This window comes from Sphingomonas sp. RIT328, assembly GCF_000632225.1.
Taxonomy (GTDB): Bacteria; Pseudomonadota; Alphaproteobacteria; order Sphingomonadales; family Sphingomonadaceae; genus Sphingomonas; species Sphingomonas kyungheensis.
This window is the reverse complement of record NZ_JFYV01000009.1, coordinates 23,553-41,668: the sequence shown is the minus strand read 5'-3', so window position 1 is coordinate 41,668 and position 18,116 is coordinate 23,553. Positions and strand designations below refer to the sequence as shown.

The 18,116-nt window shown below is 69.2% G+C and carries 20 protein-coding genes; 10 read left to right on the top strand and 10 right to left on the bottom strand.

Annotation, left to right across the window (positions count from 1 at the left end):
- Window positions 1–16 precede the first annotated feature (16 nt).
- Window positions 17–700 (top strand): class I SAM-dependent methyltransferase, encoded by a 684-nt coding sequence (locus tag BW41_RS05300; protein WP_051583271.1) that lies wholly within the window; start codon window positions 17–19, stop codon window positions 698–700.
- Between the two features lie 107 nt (window positions 701–807).
- On the opposite strand, the gene BW41_RS05295 is transcribed toward BW41_RS05300, so the two are convergent.
- Window positions 808–1,197 carry a JAB domain-containing protein gene (locus BW41_RS05295; RefSeq protein ID WP_051583267.1) on the bottom strand — a complete coding sequence of 130 codons (390 nt, stop codon included), beginning with the start codon at window positions 1,195–1,197 and terminating at the stop codon, window positions 808–810.
- 77 nt (window positions 1,198–1,274) lie between these two features.
- Between BW41_RS05295 and BW41_RS05290 the strand changes: the two genes are divergently transcribed.
- From BW41_RS05290 to BW41_RS05265, 6 genes are all read left to right on the top strand, one after another.
- Complete coding sequence (locus tag BW41_RS05290; RefSeq protein WP_037532139.1) at window positions 1,275–2,069, top strand: thymidylate synthase; 795 nt, start codon at window positions 1,275–1,277, stop codon at window positions 2,067–2,069.
- Entirely contained in the window at window positions 2,066–2,533 is a 468-nt protein-coding gene (locus BW41_RS05285; protein WP_037532137.1) for a dihydrofolate reductase, read from the top strand. Before BW41_RS05290 ends, BW41_RS05285 begins: the two co-directional genes overlap by 4 nt.
- Window positions 2,534–2,669: 136 nt before the next feature.
- Window positions 2,670–4,007, top strand: coding sequence for a M48 family metalloprotease (locus BW41_RS05280; RefSeq protein WP_235199546.1), 1,338 nt, complete (start codon window positions 2,670–2,672; stop codon window positions 4,005–4,007).
- Window positions 4,004–4,717, top strand: a complete 714-nt coding sequence (locus BW41_RS05275; protein ID WP_037532134.1) for a DsbA family protein — start codon at window positions 4,004–4,006, stop codon at window positions 4,715–4,717. Before BW41_RS05280 ends, BW41_RS05275 begins: the two co-directional genes overlap by 4 nt.
- 437 nt (window positions 4,718–5,154) lie before the next feature.
- Window positions 5,155–6,084 (top strand): ABC transporter ATP-binding protein, encoded by a 930-nt coding sequence (locus BW41_RS05270; RefSeq protein ID WP_037532131.1) that lies wholly within the window; start codon window positions 5,155–5,157, stop codon window positions 6,082–6,084.
- Window positions 6,081–6,842, top strand: a complete 762-nt coding sequence (locus BW41_RS05265) for an ABC transporter permease (protein WP_037532128.1) — start codon at window positions 6,081–6,083, stop codon at window positions 6,840–6,842. The genes BW41_RS05270 and BW41_RS05265 overlap by 4 nt, the downstream gene beginning before the upstream one ends.
- Here BW41_RS05265 and BW41_RS05260 read toward each other — a convergent pair.
- The 6 genes from BW41_RS05260 to BW41_RS05235 all read right to left on the bottom strand — a co-directional run bounded on the left by BW41_RS05260 (window position 6,832) and on the right by BW41_RS05235 (window position 11,771).
- Window positions 6,832–7,545, bottom strand: a complete 714-nt coding sequence (locus BW41_RS05260) for a CPBP family intramembrane glutamic endopeptidase (RefSeq protein WP_037532127.1) — start codon at window positions 7,543–7,545, stop codon at window positions 6,832–6,834. The genes BW41_RS05265 and BW41_RS05260 overlap by 11 nt on opposite strands.
- A 190-nt stretch (window positions 7,546–7,735) precedes the next feature.
- Window positions 7,736–8,698: a class II fructose-bisphosphatase gene (gene glpX, locus BW41_RS05255; protein WP_037532126.1), complete on the bottom strand. Its 963-nt coding sequence runs from the start codon at window positions 8,696–8,698 to the stop codon at window positions 7,736–7,738.
- A gap of 141 nt (window positions 8,699–8,839) precedes the next feature.
- A complete protein-coding gene (locus tag BW41_RS05250; protein WP_037532123.1) occupies window positions 8,840–10,246 on the bottom strand; it encodes a carbohydrate porin in 1,407 nt (468 codons plus the stop codon).
- Between the two features lie 97 nt (window positions 10,247–10,343).
- Window positions 10,344–10,763 carry a hypothetical protein gene (locus BW41_RS05245; protein ID WP_037532239.1) on the bottom strand — a complete coding sequence of 140 codons (420 nt, stop codon included), beginning with the start codon at window positions 10,761–10,763 and terminating at the stop codon, window positions 10,344–10,346.
- Window positions 10,760–11,509 carry a prepilin peptidase gene (locus tag BW41_RS05240; protein ID WP_037532121.1) on the bottom strand — a complete coding sequence of 250 codons (750 nt, stop codon included), beginning with the start codon at window positions 11,507–11,509 and terminating at the stop codon, window positions 10,760–10,762. Before BW41_RS05240 ends, BW41_RS05245 begins: the two co-directional genes overlap by 4 nt.
- A 1-nt stretch (window position 11,510) precedes the next feature.
- Complete coding sequence (locus BW41_RS05235) at window positions 11,511–11,771, bottom strand: hypothetical protein (RefSeq protein ID WP_235199541.1); 261 nt, start codon at window positions 11,769–11,771, stop codon at window positions 11,511–11,513.
- Window positions 11,772–12,500: 729 nt separating this feature from the next.
- Between BW41_RS05235 and BW41_RS05230 the strand changes: the two genes are divergently transcribed.
- Window positions 12,501–13,685, top strand: coding sequence for an acetyl-CoA C-acyltransferase (locus tag BW41_RS05230; protein ID WP_037532118.1), 1,185 nt, complete (start codon window positions 12,501–12,503; stop codon window positions 13,683–13,685).
- A gap of 535 nt (window positions 13,686–14,220) precedes the next feature.
- Here BW41_RS05230 and BW41_RS05225 read toward each other — a convergent pair.
- Window positions 14,221–14,709, bottom strand: a complete 489-nt coding sequence (locus tag BW41_RS05225; protein ID WP_037532116.1) for an SH3 domain-containing protein — start codon at window positions 14,707–14,709, stop codon at window positions 14,221–14,223.
- A gap of 101 nt (window positions 14,710–14,810) precedes the next feature.
- Between BW41_RS05225 and BW41_RS05220 the strand changes: the two genes are divergently transcribed.
- On the top strand, window positions 14,811–15,803 hold the full coding sequence (locus BW41_RS05220) for a 2-hydroxyacid dehydrogenase (RefSeq protein ID WP_037532234.1): 993 nt from the start codon (window positions 14,811–14,813) through the stop codon (window positions 15,801–15,803).
- 99 nt (window positions 15,804–15,902) lie between these two features.
- Complete coding sequence (locus BW41_RS05215; RefSeq protein ID WP_037532114.1) at window positions 15,903–16,100, top strand: hypothetical protein; 198 nt, start codon at window positions 15,903–15,905, stop codon at window positions 16,098–16,100.
- 25 nt (window positions 16,101–16,125) lie between these two features.
- Here the strand turns inward: BW41_RS05215 and BW41_RS05210 are convergent, their stop codons facing one another.
- A complete protein-coding gene (locus BW41_RS05210; protein WP_235199561.1) occupies window positions 16,126–16,587 on the bottom strand; it encodes a hypothetical protein in 462 nt (153 codons plus the stop codon).
- A gap of 19 nt (window positions 16,588–16,606) precedes the next feature.
- The gene (locus BW41_RS05205) at window positions 16,607–18,010 is read right to left on the bottom strand and encodes an NAD(P)H-dependent flavin oxidoreductase (protein ID WP_037532111.1); all 1,404 of its coding nucleotides are present in this window, start codon (window positions 18,008–18,010) and stop codon (window positions 16,607–16,609) included.
- Window positions 18,011–18,116: the final 106 nt, after the last annotated feature.

Sequence of the window (18,116 nt, the reverse complement as noted above, 5' to 3'; positions counted from 1 at the left end):
GCTGACCTTCGCGACGATGCTCGCCGCGACCGCGTGCGACGGTTCGAAACCGCTGATCCGCCAGGATGAGAAGCCGATGCTCTTCCCCGCCGCGGATCGGCCGGTGGCGCATATCGTCTCGGCGCGCTGGTCGAACGAGGAAGCGCGCGACCGCGTCAACGAGGCGGGCGAGGTGATGAGCAAAGCGGGGATCGCCAAGGGCATGACCGTCGCCGACATCGGCGCGGGCGAAGGCTATTACACGATCCGCCTCGCCAGCCGCGTCGGCAAGGACGGGCGCGTGCTCGCCGAGGATATCGTCGCCAGCGTCCGCGACACGCTCGCCGAACGCGTCGCGCGCGAGGATCTGGAGAATGTCTCGGTGCGGCTCGGCACGCCGGACGATCCCAAATTGCCCGACGCGAGCTTCGATCGCGTGCTGATGGTGCACATGTATCACGAGATCGCGCAGCCCTATGAATTCCTCTGGCGGCTGCGGCCGTCGCTCAAGCCCGACGGGCTGGTGGTGGTGGTCGACGCCAATCGCCAGACGCAGAACCACGGCACCCCGCCCGCGCTGCTGCGCTGCGAGTTCGAGGCGGTCGGCTATCGCCAGGTGTCGATGAGCGACATGCCCTCGGCCGGCGGCTATCTCGCCACCTTCCGCGCCGTCGGCCCCCGCCCCGAACCCGAGGCGATCAAACCCTGCGTCCTGCGCTAGCGACGGTCGTATCGCCGCGGTGACGGAAGTGGGCGGATGCCGCGCAGTGCCGTGTCCGCGCCTCTGTGCGAACCCGCCTCTCCACCATCCGAGCTGACGCCCGAATCTCAGAGCAACCGAACGTCGAACAGGCTTGTCACCTGCCCTGCGGCGAGGATCAGATGATCGGCGAGCATCATGTCGAGCGCCTCGGCGACGCGCGCCAGCGTGCGGGTATAGTCGAGATCGGCGGCGCTCGGCCGCGGATCGCCGCCGGGATGATTGTGCGCGAGGATCAGCCGCGCGGCATCGAGCCGCAGCGCCTCGGCGATGATCGCGCGCAGTGGCGGCGCGACCTGCTCGCTCGTCCCGTCGAAATCGAGCCGGCCGAGATATATCCAATTCGGATCAAGATACAGGACGGTCGCGCGCTCGAGCGTCGCGTCACCCAGGTCCGCGAGCAGACGGATGACGGCGTGAGGATCGGTGATGAGGATCGGGACAGGATCATCCGGCACGACGGTTTGTCGCGCACGCGGCGGATCGTCGCAGCAAAAAGCTCGCCCAAAACGGCGCCACGCGATAGGCGGTCGCGATGCGCCAATATCTCGACCTGATCGATCGCGTGCTGACCAGCGGCACCACCCAGATGGACCGGACCGGCACCGGCACGCGCGCCGTCTTCGGCGCGCAGATGCGATTCGACCTGGCGCAGGGCTTTCCGGTGCTGACCACCAAGAAGCTGCATCTGCGCTCGATCATCATCGAATTGCTGTGGTTCCTGCGCGGCGACACCAACGTGCGCTGGCTGCAGGAGCAGAAGGTCAGCATCTGGGATGAATGGGCGGACGAAGCGGGCGATCTCGGCCCGGTCTATGGCAAGCAATGGCGCGACTGGGCAACCGCCGATGGCCGCCATATCGACCAGATCGCCGAGCTGATCGCCCAGATCCGCAGCCAGCCGGCCTCGCGCCGCCAGATCGTCTCGGCATGGAACCCCGGCGATCTCCACGCGATGGCGCTGGCGCCCTGCCATTGCCTGTTCCAGACGCACGTCGCCGACGGCCGCCTCTCGCTCCAGCTCTACCAGCGGTCGGCGGACATCTTCCTCGGCGTGCCGTTCAACATCGCCAGTTATGCGCTGCTCACCCATATCCTCGCGCAGCAATGCGATCTGGCGGTCGGCGAGTTCATCTGGACCGGCGGCGATTGCCACCTCTATACGAACCACCTCGATCAGGCGCGGCTGCAACTGACGCGGACGCCGGGGCCGCTGCCGCGACTCGAGATCACCCGCCGCCCCGATTCGATCGACGCGTATGCCTATGAGGATTTCGTGCTGCACGATTATGTCGCGCAGCCGCATATCAAGGCGGCGGTGTCGGTGTGATCAGCTTCCACCTCGCCCGCGCCGACAATGGCGTGATCGGCCGGGACGGTCGCCTCCCCTGGCATCTTCCCGCCGACCTCAAGCGGTTCAAGGCGATGACATTGGGCCGAGCGATGCTGATGGGGCGCAAGACGTTCGACAGCTTCCCGGCGCCGCTGCCGGGCCGCCGCCATATCGTGCTGACCCGCGACCGCCAGTGGTCTGCGCCCGGGGCCGAGGTCGCGCATGATGTCGACGCGGCGCTGGCGCTCGCCGGTGCGGATGTCGCGGTGATCGGCGGCGCGGAGATCTTCGCGCTGCTCCGCGACCGCGCCGACCGGATCGAATTGACCGAGGTCCATTGCGACGCCGACGGCGACGTCACCATGCCCGGCTTCGCCGACTGGCGTGAGATCGCCCGTGAGGACATCGCCGCAGCGGACGGGCGCCCCGCGTACAGCTTCGTGACGCTGATACCGCGATAGCCGCGGCAATTTGACCGACGGCCGGGTCGGAGGCCGCTGCGGCGCCCCGCCCCACCGCTTTCGCCGTGACCTTCCTCCGCCGCCTGCCTATATGGAGCGGGTGATCGCCCGCTCTCCCCGCATCATGCGACTCGCTATGTGCACCGCCGCCGCCGCGCTGGTCTGCGCCGCGCCGGTGCAGGCGCAGTCGATCCTGCGCGATGCCGAGACCGAGGCGATGTTCAGCGACATGTCCGTGCCGCTCATCAAGGCCGCCGGCCTCTCCCCGCGCGACGTCAAGGTCGTGCTGATCAACGACGATTCGATCAACGCCTTCGTCGCCGGCGGCCAGACCGTCTACGTTCATTCCGGTCTGCTCCAGGCAGCGGTCAACGCCAATCAGGTGCAGGGCGTCATCGCGCACGAACTCGGCCATATCGCCGCCGGCCACGTCGTGCTGGCCGACAATGGCATCAAGCCGGCGATGCACATCACCTTGCTGTCGATGGTGCTCGGCCTCGCCGCGGTGGCGGCCGGCGCGGGCGAGGCGGGCGCGGGGCTGATGGCGCTCGGCCAGTCCGCCGGCATGGCCAAATATCTGTCGTTCAGCCGCACGCAGGAAAATGCCGCCGATGCCGCCGGTGCGCGCTTCCTCAACAGCGCCGGCGTCACCGGCAAGGGCATGCTGAGCTTCTTCGGCACGCTCCAGCAGCAGGAATATCGCTACGGCGTCGAGAATATCGATCCGTTCATGCAGACGCACCCGCTGTCCGGCGACCGCATCGCCAGCCTCACCGCGGTGCTCAAGGCGTCGCCGTCGTGGAACAAGCCGTCCGACCCGGCGATCGAGGAACGCTTCCGCCGCGTCAAGGCGAAGCTCGAAGGCTATGTGATGAGCCCGGAGCGGACGCTCAAGGACTTTCCGGAGAGCGACACCAGCATCTACGCGCATTACGCCCGCGCCTATGCCTGGCATAAGGCGGGCTATCCCGACAAGGCGGATGCCGAATCGGTCGCGCTGATCAAGGCCAAGCCCGACGACCCCTATTTCCAGGAGATCCGCGGCCAGATCCTGCTCGAAGCGGGCCATCCCGCCGACGCCGTCGCGCCGTTGCGCGCCGCCACCGAAGGCTCGCGCAACAATCCGCTGATCGCCACCACCTTCGGCCACGCGCTGATCGCCACCGAGGACAAGGCCAATTATCCCGAGGCGGTGCGCGTGCTGCGCGTCGCGGTCGGCCGCGATGACGAAAACCCCTTCGCCTGGTATCAACTCGGCACGGTCTATGAACTGACCGGCGACACGCCGCGCGCCGCGCTTGCCACCGCCGAGCGCGCCAGCATGGAGGGCGATCAGCGGACCGCCGCACAAAGTGCGCGCTATGCGCTCGCCAACCTTCCCGCCAACTCGTCCGACTGGATCCGCGCGCAGGACATTGCGATGGCCGCACAGAACGACATGGACGACAATCCAAAGAAATATAAAAAACGATGACGCGTTTTACCTTGCCGCTGGTCGCGGCGCTCGGCGGCCTGATCGGCGCCGGCGCGGTGTGGAGCTATGAGCGGTTCGCCAGCCCCGGCGGTGCCGATCAGGCGCGGATCGAGCGTGTCGTCCACGATTACGTCCTCGCCCATCCCGAGATCATCCCGCAGGCGATGCAGGGGTTGCAGGAGCGTCAGTCGGGCGAATTGGTCGCCGCGAACCGCGAGGCGATCGTCACGCCGTTCGGCAGCGCCTGGGCGGGCAATCCGCAGGGCGACGTCACGTTGGTCGAATATTTCGACTATAATTGCGGCTATTGCCGCGCATCGCTGCCGATGATCGCCGATCTGCTCAAGCGCGACGGGAAATTGCGCATCGTCTATCGCGACCTGCCGATCCTGTCCGAGGCGAGCCGCACCGCCGCCCGTGCCAGCCTCGCCGCGGCGCAGCAGGGCAAGTTCCTCGCCTTCCATGACGCGCTCTACGCCGGCGGCCCGGTCAGCGACGCCTCGATCACCGCCGCCGCCGCCAAGGCCGGCGTCGGCCTCGGCGCGGTCGACAGCGGCACGATCGACGCCGAGATCGCCAAGAACATGACCGTCGCCGCCAAGCTCGGCATGAACGGCACGCCGAGCTGGGTGGTCGGCAACCGCGTCCTGTCCGGCGCGCTGCCGATCGAGGAACTGGAGAAGGCGATCGCCGCCGCGCGGGGGGTGTAGAGGCTTCGAGTCGGGTGTGGGGTGTCGGGCGCGAGGCGTCGGATGTTGAGCGCGGGGCGTCAGCCGTCAGTCGTTGGCTGGAACGCCCCTCTCCTTCGTCATCCCGGCGCAGGCCGGGATCCATGGATACGGCGCCACCCATGGCAGCACGCGCCATCAGCCGACCGCCTCCATGGATCCCGGCTTCCGCCGGGATGACGAATGGGGGGGAGCGACCCGGCCAAGACAATGGAATGGACCCTCAATACCCTAGGGTTCCGTATCGCGTTCATTGTCCTCTCGCCGTCCCGCGCGCGGAGCGAACCCGGCTGCACGCTCCGACAGCCTCCGACGCGAGAGGAGCGCCTGAGGCCCCCCTCATCCAGCGCCATCCCGCCGAGGCCCCTTATCAACCCGCCCTCGCCCCCCTATCTGCGGCGCAACCGGGGGACGTCCGCATGCCAGAACCGATACTCGCCGTCGCCGGCGTGTCCAAGACGTACAAGGGCGGCTTCACCGCGCTCCACCATGTCGACCTCGCCATCCGGAAGGGCGAGATCTTCGCGCTGCTCGGGCCCAATGGCGCGGGCAAGACGACGCTGATCAGCATCATCTGCGGCATCGTCACGCCGAGCAGCGGCACGATCACCGTCGCCGGCCACGATGCGCTCGGCGATTATAAGGCCGCACGGCGCCGCATCGGCCTCGTGCCGCAGGAGCTGTCGGTCGACATGTTCGAGACGGTGCTCGCCACCGTCACCTTCTCGCGCCGGCTGTTCGGTCATCCCGCCAACCCCGCGCATATCGAGCGCGTGCTGCGCGACCTGTCGCTGTGGGACAAGCGCAATACCAAGATCATGGCGCTGTCCGGCGGGATGAAGCGCCGCGTGCTGATCGCCAAGGCGCTGGCGCACGAGCCGGAAATCCTGTTCCTCGACGAGCCGACCGCCGGCGTCGACGTCGCGCTCCGCCGCGACATGTGGAAGCTGGTGCACGGCCTGCGCGAACAGGGCACGACGATCATCCTCACCACCCATTATATCGAGGAGGCCGAGGAGATGGCCGACCGGGTCGGCGTGATCGACAAGGGACGGCTGCTGCTCGTCGAGGAAAAGGCCGCGCTGATGCACAAGCTCGGCAAGCGCGAGCTCGACCTGACGCTGGTCGAGCCGCTCGCCGCGGTGCCGCCCGGCCTGGAGCGCTGGCAGCTCAGCCTCGTCAACGACGGCAAGGTGCTGCGCTACGTCTTCGACGCGACCGAGGAGCATACCGGCATCCCGTCGCTGCTGCGCGCGCTGGCGGAACAGTCGATCTCCTTCAAGGATCTCGAGACGTCCAAGTCGAGCCTCGAAGACATTTTCGTCGATCTGGTGGGGGAACGCGCATGAACCTGCACGGTGTCTGGGCGATCTATCGCTTCGAGATGGCGCGGGCGCTGCGCACGCTCTGGCAGAGCCTCGTCGCGCCGGTGCTGACCACCAGCCTCTATTTCATCGTCTTCGGCGGCGCGATCGGCAGCCGGATGCAGACGGTCGACGGCGTCGGCTATGGCAGTTTCATCGTCCCCGGCCTGATCATGCTGTCGCTGCTGACGCAGAGCGTCGGCAATGCCTCGATCGGCATCTACTTCCCCAAGTTCACCGGCACCGTCTTCGAGCTGCTGTCCGCGCCGATCTCGGCGATGGAGATGGTGCTCGGCTATGTCGGTGCGGCGGCGACCAAGTCGGTGGTGCTCGGCCTGATCATCCTCGCCACCTCCGCCTTCTTCGTGCCGATCACGGTGCTGCATCCCGGCGCGATGATCGCCTTCCTGCTGCTCACCGCGCTCGCCTTCAGCCTGTTCGGCTTCATCCTCGGCATCTGGGCGGGCAGCTTCGAACAGCTCAACTTCGTGCCGATGCTGCTGATCACGCCGCTGACCTTCCTCGGCGGCAGCTTCTATTCGATCGACATGCTGCCGCAGCCGTGGCGGACGGTCAGCCTGTTCAACCCGGTCGTCTATTTGGTCAGCGGCTTCCGCTGGAGCTTCTTCGGCAAGGGCGATGTCGACATCGCGCTCAGCCTCGGCGTGACGCTCGGCTTCCTCGTCGTCTGCCTCGCGATCATCGCCTGGATCTTCAAGAGCGGCTGGCGGCTCAAGAGCTGAGCCGCCGCCGCACCCGCGCCGACAGCGCCGGCCGCAGCACCAGCGCGTTGAGGTCGACCAGCACGTGCACCGCCATCGGCACCCACAGCGCGCCGGTGCCCATATAGAGCGCGGAGAGCAAAGCGCCGCCGACGAAGGTCGCGGCGACGCCGATCCAGCCCTGATAGCGGTGCATCGCCGCAAAGGCGGTATTTGCGACGATCACGCCGGCAAGCCCCGATCCGCTCGCCATCGCCACCACCACCGGCAGATGCAGCCGGTAGAAGAGCTCCTCGGCCGTCCCCGCCGACAGCGCGAGCGCGGCGGCGGGCCACAAATCGGCATCGCTGGTCGGCATCACCGCTCGCGCATCGCCCGCGGTCCACGGCGCCCGGCCGCGCCGCGCCCGCCACCAGGTCAGCAGCAGCCCGAGCAGGCTGCCGCCGACAAGCCCGATCGCCACCGTATCCGCGCCGATCGAGCCGGGCGGCACCTCCGCGACGACGGCGAGCGCCCAGAACTCCGCCGGCAGTCGCCAGATGCCGGACAGGCGCTGCACCGCCGCCAGCCCGGCGAGCGCGACGAGGCCATAGCCGATCCACAAGGTCAGCGCCCAGCGCAGATGCCGCGCCTCGAACCGCACGCGCGCCCAGACGAACATCCGCCCGCGCCGCAACAGGGCGATCTGATAGGCGAGCGTCAGGACGAGGATGATGGCGAGCATGTCCGTCCATCACCCCGGACGCACGGCGAAGTCCATGGGTGAGAGCGTCACAGCCACTCCTTCAATCGTCATCCCCGCGAAGCCGGGATGACGATTGGGAGGGAGAGGGCGCCGGCCCCGACGTCCGAGCGGCACCGGCATCGGCCTGGCACGGCACAGACACGCCAACGCCACCGGCACCCCGCCCCGGTCAATCGGTGCGGTGTTCGCCCTTGACCCAGCGCACCGTGCCGGTCGAGGCGCGCATCACCACGCTCTCGGTGGTCATCTTGCCCTTCCTGCGCTTGACGCCGGCGAGCAGCGAGCCGTCGGTCACGCCGGTCGCGGCGAAGATGCAGTCGCCGCGCGCCAGCTCCTCGAGGTCATATTGCTTGTCGAGATCGGCGATGCCCCATTTGCGGGCGCGGGCGCGCTCGTCGTCGTTGCGGAACAGCAGCCGGCCCTTGAACTGGCCGCCGACGCAGCGCAGCGCGGCGCAGGCGAGCACGCCCTCCGGGGCGCCGCCCGAGCCCATATAGACGTCGATCGTCGTGTCGGGATCGGCGGTGGCGATCACCCCGGCGACGTCGCCGTCGCCGATCAGCATCACGCCGCAGCCGATCGCACGCAGTTCGGCGATCAACGCCTCGTGCCGCGGCCGGTCGAGCACGCAGGCGATGATCTCATTGGGGGCGACGCCCTTGGCGGCGGCAATCGCATGTATGTTCTCGGTTGGCGTACGGTCGAGGTCGATCACCCCCGCCGGCAGGTTCGGCCCGACCGCGATCTTGTCCATATAGACGTCGGGGGCGTTGAGCAGGCCGCCCTTTTCGGCGATCGCCAGCACCGCGAGGCTGTTCGGCCCGGCCTTGGCGCAGATCGTCGTGCCTTCGAGCGGATCGAGCGCGATGTCGATCGCCGGGCCGTTGCCGGTACCGACCTTCTCGCCGATGAACAGCATCGGCGCCTCGTCGCGCTCGCCCTCGCCGATCACCACCGTGCCGTCGATGTCGAGTTCGTTGAGCGCGGCGCGCATCGCCTCGACCGCGGCGGCATCCGCCGCCTTCTCGTCGCCGCGCCCGGTCAGCGTCGAGGCGGACACCGCCGCCGCCTCGGTGACGCGCACCATCTCGAGGACGAGGACGCGATCGAGGACCTGGCTGGCGGTTTGCATGCTATACCTCTGTTTAACGTGTATAACACCGGTCTACCCCGGCCGCGGCGGCACGACAAGCACGGATCGCGTCCCGGCGCGGGTCAAGGCGAGCCGACGCGACGCGCCGGCCAGAGCGTCACCGCCGACCGGCGCCCCTGCTCACAGCGTCACCGCCGCCTTCATCCCCAGGATGCCGACGTCATGCGCTTCCCGGATGCCGCCGGGTTGGTGGATATATTGCAGATTGGGACGCAGCTCGAGCCAGGCGGCGGGGTGAATGCTGTAATAGACCTCGGCGGCATATTCGGCGTCGCGGACCGGCGTGTCGGGCACCAGCCGGTCGGCGATCGCGGCGCGGCCGTTGACGTTGGTCCGCGCCGCCGCGACGCCGAGCACGTCGCCCGGCACCGCCGGCACCAGCCCCTTGTAGAACAGGCCGAGCGACACCTGATTGTCGGTTACCGAGGTCGCCCGGTCCGCCTGCGTGACGTTGGCGAACATCGACAGCCCGGTCAGCGCCTTGCCGTCCTTCGACTCGCCCGTCAGCTGCTGCTGCACCGTCGCATAGACGCCGTACCGGCTGGCATGTTCGAGCGGCGACAGGCCGGTGACGACGCGCGGCGCGCGGTTCACGTCGAGCAGCACGTCGTCGCCGCGCGCCGTGCCGATCCAGCCGCCGACCTTGTACGATCCGACATGGCCGTCGTCGCCGCCGCGCGTCCAGCCGACCTCCGCCGGGATCAGCGCGCCGGTCGCGCCATGCAGCCGCCACAGGAAGAAGCCGGTGTCGAGATTGCGCGGATTGATCTCATAGACCCCGCCCTGCACGTAGAGGTCGTGCGGCAGGTCGACGCGGACCCGCCCGCCCCATTGGCCGACCGGCCAGTTCTGCCAATAATCGCCGACCAGATTGCCCGGCTGCGCGCCGCAGAAGCTGAGATTCATGAAGTGGCAGGAGAAGACCGCGAAATCCTCGCCCGGGTTGGTGCGGCCGAGCTTGACCTCGACGCGCTGGCCGAGCCTTTGCTCATACCATAATTGCGTGACGCGGACGGTCTGGCCGCGGCCATAGACCTCCTGCACCTGTTGCAGCGCATCGATCCCGGCGTCGGCGGTCAGGTTGCGACCGCGCCGCCACGTCACCGTCGCCTGGAAGGCGCCGCCGGTCAGCCCGACGAGCTTGTCTAGGTCGAGCAGCATGCCCGCGTCGAATTGCCCCGTCTCGCGCAACAGCTTCCGCGTGCCGCCCGCGATATTATAGCCGCTCTCCGACGCATAACGCGCGGTGACGCCGATGCCGCGGGCGCCGAGCCGGGTGCGGATCGTCTGCCAGTCGCCGATCAGCCCCGGCGGCGGCGCGCTCTGCGTATCGCCGATCAGCGCCGATGGCGACGTGTCGCGCGCGCGGCGGATCGGCGTGCGCGGCCGGTGCTGGGTATCCGCCTGGCCGTTGGTGGGCGTCGCCGCGTCCGGGGCTGCCGGAGCGCCGACATCCACCTGTTGCGCCTGCACGGGTGCGGCCGACAGCGCGGCGCACGCCGCGAGCAGGAAAGATCGTGTCATCATGCTCGTCCCCCTCATTGGCGAGGGGTAGAACCGTTATGAACGATGTTTGTTCTACCTGCGCAACGACAGGGTGCGATGGACGGCGGCTCGGTCGCGCTCAGCTGCGGCAGCCGACCAGCCCGGCGACGGGGAGGACGAGCGCGTCCTGCCCCGGTCGGTCGACCTGCAACGAGGCCTGCGGCACGCGCGCGCCGGCGGTGAGGCCGTCCTGCTGGACGATCGTCATCGCCAGCCGGACGTGGAGGTCGCCGCCGACATAGTCCGTCGCCTCGGCAAAGCCGAGCGCCGCCGCCGCCCCGCCGCCGCTGCGCGCGAGATCGATCGTCTTGCCGCCGACCGCGATGCGCAACGTCGCCGGGTCCGCGGTCGCCATCGCGACGAGCTGGCGGTCGGCCGGGTTCCACAGATAGGCGGCACACCCCTTCGCAGGCAGATGCTGCTGGCCGATCGCGCCAAGCCCGGTCGGGGCGGCGGGCGCGGCGGTCTGCAGGGCGGCGGCGAGCAACAGCGCGATCATGGCGCCCACCCTACCATGGCGAGCCACGCGGGGTAAGCCGCGACTCCCAGCAACGCGCCGAACGGCAGCGCCGTATCGCGCGCGATCGCCCGGCCGGTGACGCGGGCGAACAGCGCGACGCCGAGCCCGACGAGGCTGGCGATCACCAGCACCGCGGGCAGCATCCGCCAGCCGAGCCACAGGCCGATCGCGCCGAACAATTTGGGATCGCCGCCGCCCATGCCGTCATGCCCGCGCCACGCCTTGTAGCCCCAGGCGATCGCGGCGAGCGCACCATAGCCGGCCCCCCCGCCGATCAACCGGTCGGTCCAGCCGGGGGGCAGATCCGTGAGGCCGCTCGCCAGTCCCGCCGCCGCGAGCAGCGCGGTCAGCCGGTCGGGCAGCCACAAGGCGACGATATCGAGCGCGGCGAGGGCGAGCAGCAGCCAGCCGAAGGTCGCGCCGGCGATCCCGCCCCAGCCCGGCGCCACCGCCCCCGCCGCCGCGCCGATCGCCACCGCCGCCAGCTCGATCCACAGATGCGTCGGCTCGATCCGCGCGCCACAGGCGCGGCAGCGTCCGCGCTGGGCAAGGAAGCTGACGATCGGCACCAGCTCGAGCGGCGACAGCGTCCGCTCGCATGCATCGCACGCCGACCGGCCCTGCAGCACCGATCGGCCCGCCGGCCAGCGGATCACCAGCGCGGCGATGAAGCTGCCGAAGATCGCGCCGAGCCCGCCGAGCGCGAGCGCCCAGCCGACGCTCACGTCACGCCTCGCCGGGAGCCGGCTCGCGAATCAGATAGCGGTAGACGCCGAGCAGATCGATCAGCAGCAGCACGATGTTCTGCGAGCCCAGCGCCCAGTCCCGCATCATCGCCGCGCCGGCGAGCCACGCCACTGCCGACAGGCAGAACAGCACCATCGCCCAGCCGGTATCGCGCCGCCCCCAGTCCAGTGCCACGATGGTCGCCGCGATCATCCCGCTGATCGACGCGAACCAGCGGATCGGCTCGATATACGTCTCCATCCCCGCTGAGCGAGTGGTGCCGCAAAAGTATCCCGTGGAAATAAAGGCTTACGGACGATTTGCCGTGCCGCGAAGGTATCTCCGCCGCGAAACCCGACGGCGGCGCGACGGCGCTCGCAATGTCGCTGACGAGAAGGGGGGACCTCGGCAAAACCCCCGCCGTCATGCCGCACCCGGTCCGGCATCCACGCCGCAGGAGCGTCAGCCGGTGATGGCGCGGCAGGGTGGACCGCGAAACACGTCCGGGGTGACGGCGCGTTTCGGGTGATGCCGAGACTTTTGCGAGAGCCTCGTCAAAACATGAGTCTGCCGATCGTCGCGCCTCAACCAGTCGCTCTGCCCGGCTCCCGCAACTCCGCCTGCGCACGACCGCTGCGACACCCTCCCGACCACCCCGGCGGAGGCCGGGGTCCAGTTGGAGACCCGTACTGAGGCAGGACAACGCTTCACCCGACTGGACCCCGGCCTCCGCCGGGGTGGTAAATCGGTGAGTGCATCCGTCCGAGGTTCGCCAGGCTCTCAACTCGGTCCGGCAGCCACAAGCACGCAGCCGCCGAGCTTCATGCCGGCGCGGCACGGCGGGCGCCCGGACGGGTCCGGCATCCCCCCTCCAACCAAGGGAACGCACGCCCGCCGGCCGGCACCGCCCGGCCGCTTTCACCGCACACCGCATTGCCCCGCCTCCCGCCACCACCTAGATCGCACGTAACTAGAAACACCGGAGAGCGCATGTCCACCGATCCCGTCGTCATCGTCAGTTATGCCCGCACGCCGATGGGCTCGTTCCAGGGGTCGCTCGCCGGCGCCTCGGCGACCGAGCTCGGTGCCGCCGCCGTCGCCGCGGCGGTCGCGCGCGCACAGGCGCCCGCGGAGGCGATCGAGCGGATCTACATGGGCTGCGTGCTGCCCGCCGGGCTCGGCCAAGCGCCGGCGCGGCAGGCAGCGATCGGCGCGGGGCTCGGCACGCATGTCGAGGCGACGACGGTCAACAAGATGTGCGGATCGGGGATGCAGGCGGCGATCATGGCCGCGGATGCCCTCGCCGCGGGCTCTGCCGACCTGCTCGTCGCCGGCGGAATGGAGAGCATGACCAATGCCCCCTATCTGTCCAAGACGCATCGCAGCGGCGCACGCATCGGCCACGACACGATGTATGATCATATGTACCTCGACGGGCTGGAGGATGCGTACGAGCCGGGCCGGCTGATGGGCCATTTCGCCGAAGAAACCGCGGCCGATTACCAGTTCACGCGTCAGGCGATGGACGATTATGCGATCGAATCGCTGCACCGGGCGCAGCGCGCGCAGACCAGCGGTGCGTTCGATCGGGAGATCGTTGCGGTCGAGGTCAAGGGCCGCAAGGGCAGCACGACGGTGGCGCGCGACGAGCAGCCGGCGCGCGGCGACGTCGCCAAGATCCCGACGCTCAAGCCCGCCTTCTCGCGCGACGGCACGATCACCGCCGCCAACGCCTCGTCGATCTCGGACGGCGCCGCCGCACTAGTGATGACGCGCGCCAGCGTCGCCGAGCGGCTCGGCCTCTCGCCGGTCGCGCGGATCGTCGCACATGCCGCGCATGCGCATGCGCCGGCGAAGTTCACCACCGCGCCGGTGTTCGCGATGCGCAAGGCGATGGAGCGCGCCGGCTGGAGCCGCGACGACGTCGACCTGTTCGAGGTCAACGAGGCGTTCGCGGTGGTGTCGATGATTGCGATCCACGATCTCGGCCTCGATCCGGCGCGGCTCAACGTCCATGGCGGCGCCTGCGCGCTCGGCCATCCGATCGGCGCGAGCGGCGCGCGCATCCTCGCGACGTTGCTATCGGCGCTCGAGACCAACGGCCAGCGCCGCGGCCTCGCCTCGCTGTGCATCGGCGGCGGCGAGGCGACGGCGATGGCGGTCGAACTGGTGTGACCTAGCGGTGTCGCGCGGAGGCGCGCAGGGAGCGCTCGGGACTTGCCGAGACCTTGCGGGTCGCCGCGGCGCCAGCCGCTACCCGGGCGAAGCCCCACCCTTTCGTGTTCGCGCCTCCGCGTGAATCATTGGCCCGTGCTGTGAACGCACGTCGTTGCGGATCCACGCGACGCCGCGAAGACGCGAAGATAAGAAGAGGTTCACGCGGAGGCGCGGGGGCGCGGGGGCGCGGAGAAGAAGGAGGGATTGGCGCAGTCCAGCCGTCGCTCACACAGGTCGAGGGAGTGCGCTCACGCGCACCATCTTCTCGTCTTCGCGTCCTCGCGTGCATCATTCGGCGTCAGCCGTCTGACCGGGCGAGGCGGTCGCGCCGTTCCACCAACGACCCTACTCTGGCTCTCTGCGCCTCTGCGCCTCTGCGCCTCTGCGCCTCCGCGCCTCCGCGCCTCCGCGCGAAAACATCCGGCCGCGATAAGCGCTGCGGCAGGAAAATGGAGGACGGCGCACAGGGGCACTTGGACCGCGGCAGACGCGGTTACGGCAGCTGCTCGCCCGGCTCGACGCCCCACAGGCCGCTCGACTCGACATAGCCCGCTTGACCGTGGACGTCGAAGCGGCACCAGCCGCCGCCGCAGGCGCTGAGCCGGCCGACGACGCCCGGCGCCGCGCGCCACAGCAGCTTGGTGCCCGACGAGGCGCGTTCGTGCATCTCGAGCGGCTGGGGGCCGCGGACGATCGCGGTGCGTCGGTCGCTGAGCAGCGCGGCGAGCATCCACCCCTGCGTGCCGCCGGGGTCCTCGACCTTGCGCCATTGCTTGAACACCGCGACCACCCGCACCGGCAGGTCGGCACGCTGGTAGAGCCAGCTCGCCGGATAGGTGCGGTCCGGCCCGGTGCGCATCCGCGCGCGGCCGGCGCTGATCGACGCGTAATAGGGGAGCGTCCGCTTCGCTTCGGCTGCCTGCGCGCTGCCGTCCGCCGTCAGCATCGCCAGCCCTGCGATCGCTAAAGCCCGAAGGCGCATGGTAACATTCCTTGACCGTGAAGCCCCTCTCTAGCGCAGGCGCCGGCCGGAGCAACGATCCGTTGACGCGGCGGATAGGCTCCGCCAAGCCGCTGGACGCGATGCCACAGCCCCGCCAGACCCCGACGGTGATCGTCACCCGCGAACTCGCCGACACGGTGATGGACCGGCTGGAGGCGCTGTTCGATACGCGCAACAACCGCGGCGACACGGTGATGAGCCGCGCGGCGCTCGCCGCGGCGATGGCGGAATGCGACGTACTCGTCCCCACCGTCACCGACGATATCGACGCCGCGCTGATCGCGGGCGCCGGCCCGCGCCTCAAGCTGATCGCCAATTACGGCGCGGGCGTGAATCATATCGCGCTCCAGGCGGCGCGCGCGCGCGGCATCATCGTCACCAACACGCCCGGCGTGCTGACCGAGGATACCGCCGACGTCGCGATGGCGCTGATCGTCTCGGTGCCGCGGCGGCTGGCGGAGGGCGAGAAGCTGGTGCGCGAGGGCGGCTGGCACGGCTGGAGCCCGGGGGGCATGCTCGGCCACCGCATCGGCGGCAAGGCGCTCGGCATCGTCGGCATGGGGCGGATCGGCCAGGCGGTGGCGCGGCGCGCGCGCGCCTTCGGGCTCGCCATCCATTACCACAACCGCCGCCGCCTGCCCGCGGTGCTCGAGGACGAGCTCGCCGCGACCTATCACGCCGATCTCGACGCAATGCTCGGCGCGATCGACATCCTCAGCATCCATACGCCGCTCAACGCCGACAGCCGCGACCTGATCGACCGGCGCCGCATCGGGCTGATGCGGCGCCACGTCCATGTCATCAACACCTCGCGCGGCGGCATCCTCGACGAAGTCGCGCTGGTCGATGCGTTGGAGGCGGGGCAGCTCGCCGGCGCGGGGCTCGACGTATGGGAGCATGAACCGCGCATCGATCCGCGCCTGCTCGCCCTCCCCAATGTGGTGATGACGCCGCATATGGGATCGGCGACGTTCGAGGGCCGCCGCGCCTCGGGCGAGCGGGTCATCCAGAACATCCGCATGTGGGCAGACGGCCATCGCCCGCCCGATCAGGTGCTCGACGGCTGGGCGTGAGCCGATTGGCTCACCGATCGTGAGAAAATGTGTCTGATCGGAACACTTTGCTGCGCAGCACCATTTAGGGGCCTTCCAGTCAGAACAAGGATTAGCCCCATGTCCCGCAAGCCGCTCGCCTCCGTCGCCCTGCTCGCCGGCGTCGCGCTCAGCCTGTCGGCCTGTTCGACGCTCAAGGGCGCCGGCATCGGCGCGGCGGGTGGCGCGGGCGTCGCCGCCGCCACCGGCGGCAGCGTCGAAAAGGGTGCGGCGGTCGGCGGCACCGCCGGCGCCGTGGTCGGCACCGTCGCCGACTGAACCAGGTTCGGGAGCGCCGAGCGCCTCAACCCGGCGCTCCCGTACACTCTAGAATGTGCGCCCGTTCCCGGTCCTTGTCGCGGCCGAAGCGGGTGAGGATCGCGATCATCTCCGCCCGTCCGGGAACGTAGACGGTCGATGTCGCGACGGGCCGGGCTTGGCGCGTGCGCGGTGTCATCGACTGCCACGCCGGGCCGTCGGCGAGCATCAGCTCACCCATGATCTCGACGTCGCGATCCGCCCGCTGCCAGCGGGCGAAGAGCCGCGACCGAAACTGCGGATGGCGATCGGGCGCGGCGACCGTGAGCCCGAGCCGCAGCACCAGCGCCTCGGCATCGCGCCGGCTCGTCAACACATCGATGTCGGCGACACTGGTCGCACCGCCCAGCAGGACGGCCGCGGCGCTGCCGATGATCCACCACGGATCGCGCGCCGGCCGCATCGCCTCCGCGACGGCAATCAGCGCGGTGGCGATATCCAGGTCCATCGCCACCGGGCCGCCGTCCTCAGTCCCCGGTCAGGATGCGATCGACCAGCTGCTTCACCGTCGGCACGAAACCGTTCGAATAGAAGGGATCGCGCTTGAAGTTATACGCCGCATGGCCGGCGAACATCAGGTTCTGGTCGATGTCGCCGCCATGCGCGATGTCCTGCAACGTCTTCTGAATGCAGAAGCTGCGCGGATCGGCGAGTCGGCCGGTCGAATTGGTTTCGCTGTCCGCCCAGCTTGAGAAGGAGCATTGCGACAGACAGCCCATGCAATCGGCCTGGTCCTTGCGGATGATGCCCTTTTCGGTCGGCGTCACGAACACCAACGTATTATCGGGCGTCTTGAGCGCGTCGGTGAAGCCCTCGCCGAACCACTGCCGCGCGCGGAGCAGGTCGTTGCGCGTCACCCAGAAGTTCTTGCCCTTCACGCCGACGTCGAGCTGGAAGACGTGGTCGCCGGCCTCCTGCGTCGAAAAGGCGATCTGCCGCTCGGAGCGCGCTTCGAGATTGCGCAGGAAGGGATTGCGCACCGCCGACGAATAGAAGCCGGTCGGCGAGAAGCGATGGAGCAGCACCTCGCCTTCCTCGATCTCGGTCAGCTTCGCCTTCCACGCCTCGGGGATCGGGCTTTCCTGCGTCAGCAGCGGGCGGGTGCCGTATTGGAAGGCGATCGTGCCGAGTTCGGGATGGTCGATCCAGTCGTTCCAGTCGCGCAGATACCAGACGCCGCCCGCCATCACGATCGGCGTCGTGTCGGGGATGCCGCCTTCGCGCATCACCGCGCGCAGCTCGGCGACGCGCGGGAACGGGTCCTGCGGCTTGAGCGGGTCTTCGGCGTTAGACAGGCCGTTGTGGCCGCCGGCGAGCCAGGGGTCTTCATAGACCACCGCCGCCAGCCATTCCGCCGCCTTCGAATAGGCGCGCTTCCACAGCGCGCGGAAGGCGCGGCCCGACGAGACGATCGGCAGATAGGACACACCGTAGGAAGCGGTGATCTCGGACAGCTTGTACGGCATGCCCGCGCCGCAGGTGACGCCCGCGACCATGCCGCGGGTGCGTTCCAGCACGCCGTGCAGGATCCGCTGCGCGCCGCCCATCTCCCACAGCACGTTGATGTTGATCGCGCCCTTGCCGCCGGCGATCTCGAACGCGCGATGGACCTGCTGCACCGCGCCCTCGATCGCATAGGCGATCAGTTCCTCGTGCCGCTCGCGCCGGGTCAGCGCGCGATAGACCTGCGGGATGATCTTGCCCTCGGGGTCATAGCTGTCGGCATTGACCGCGGAGACCGTGCCGATCCCGCCCGCTGCGGCCCAGGCGCCGGCGGAGGCGTGGTTGGTCGCGGCGACGCCCTTGCCCCCCTCGACCAGTGGCCAGACCTCGCGGCCATTGTAGACGATCGGCTTCAGGCCCTTGAACACGGAAAATTGCACCTCATCCGGGGTAAATGCGGCCGGCTATACAAGAAGCCGGCGGCGAAGCGAAGCAATTGCGCGTTGCGCGCGATCAGACCGACCTGCTGCCCTT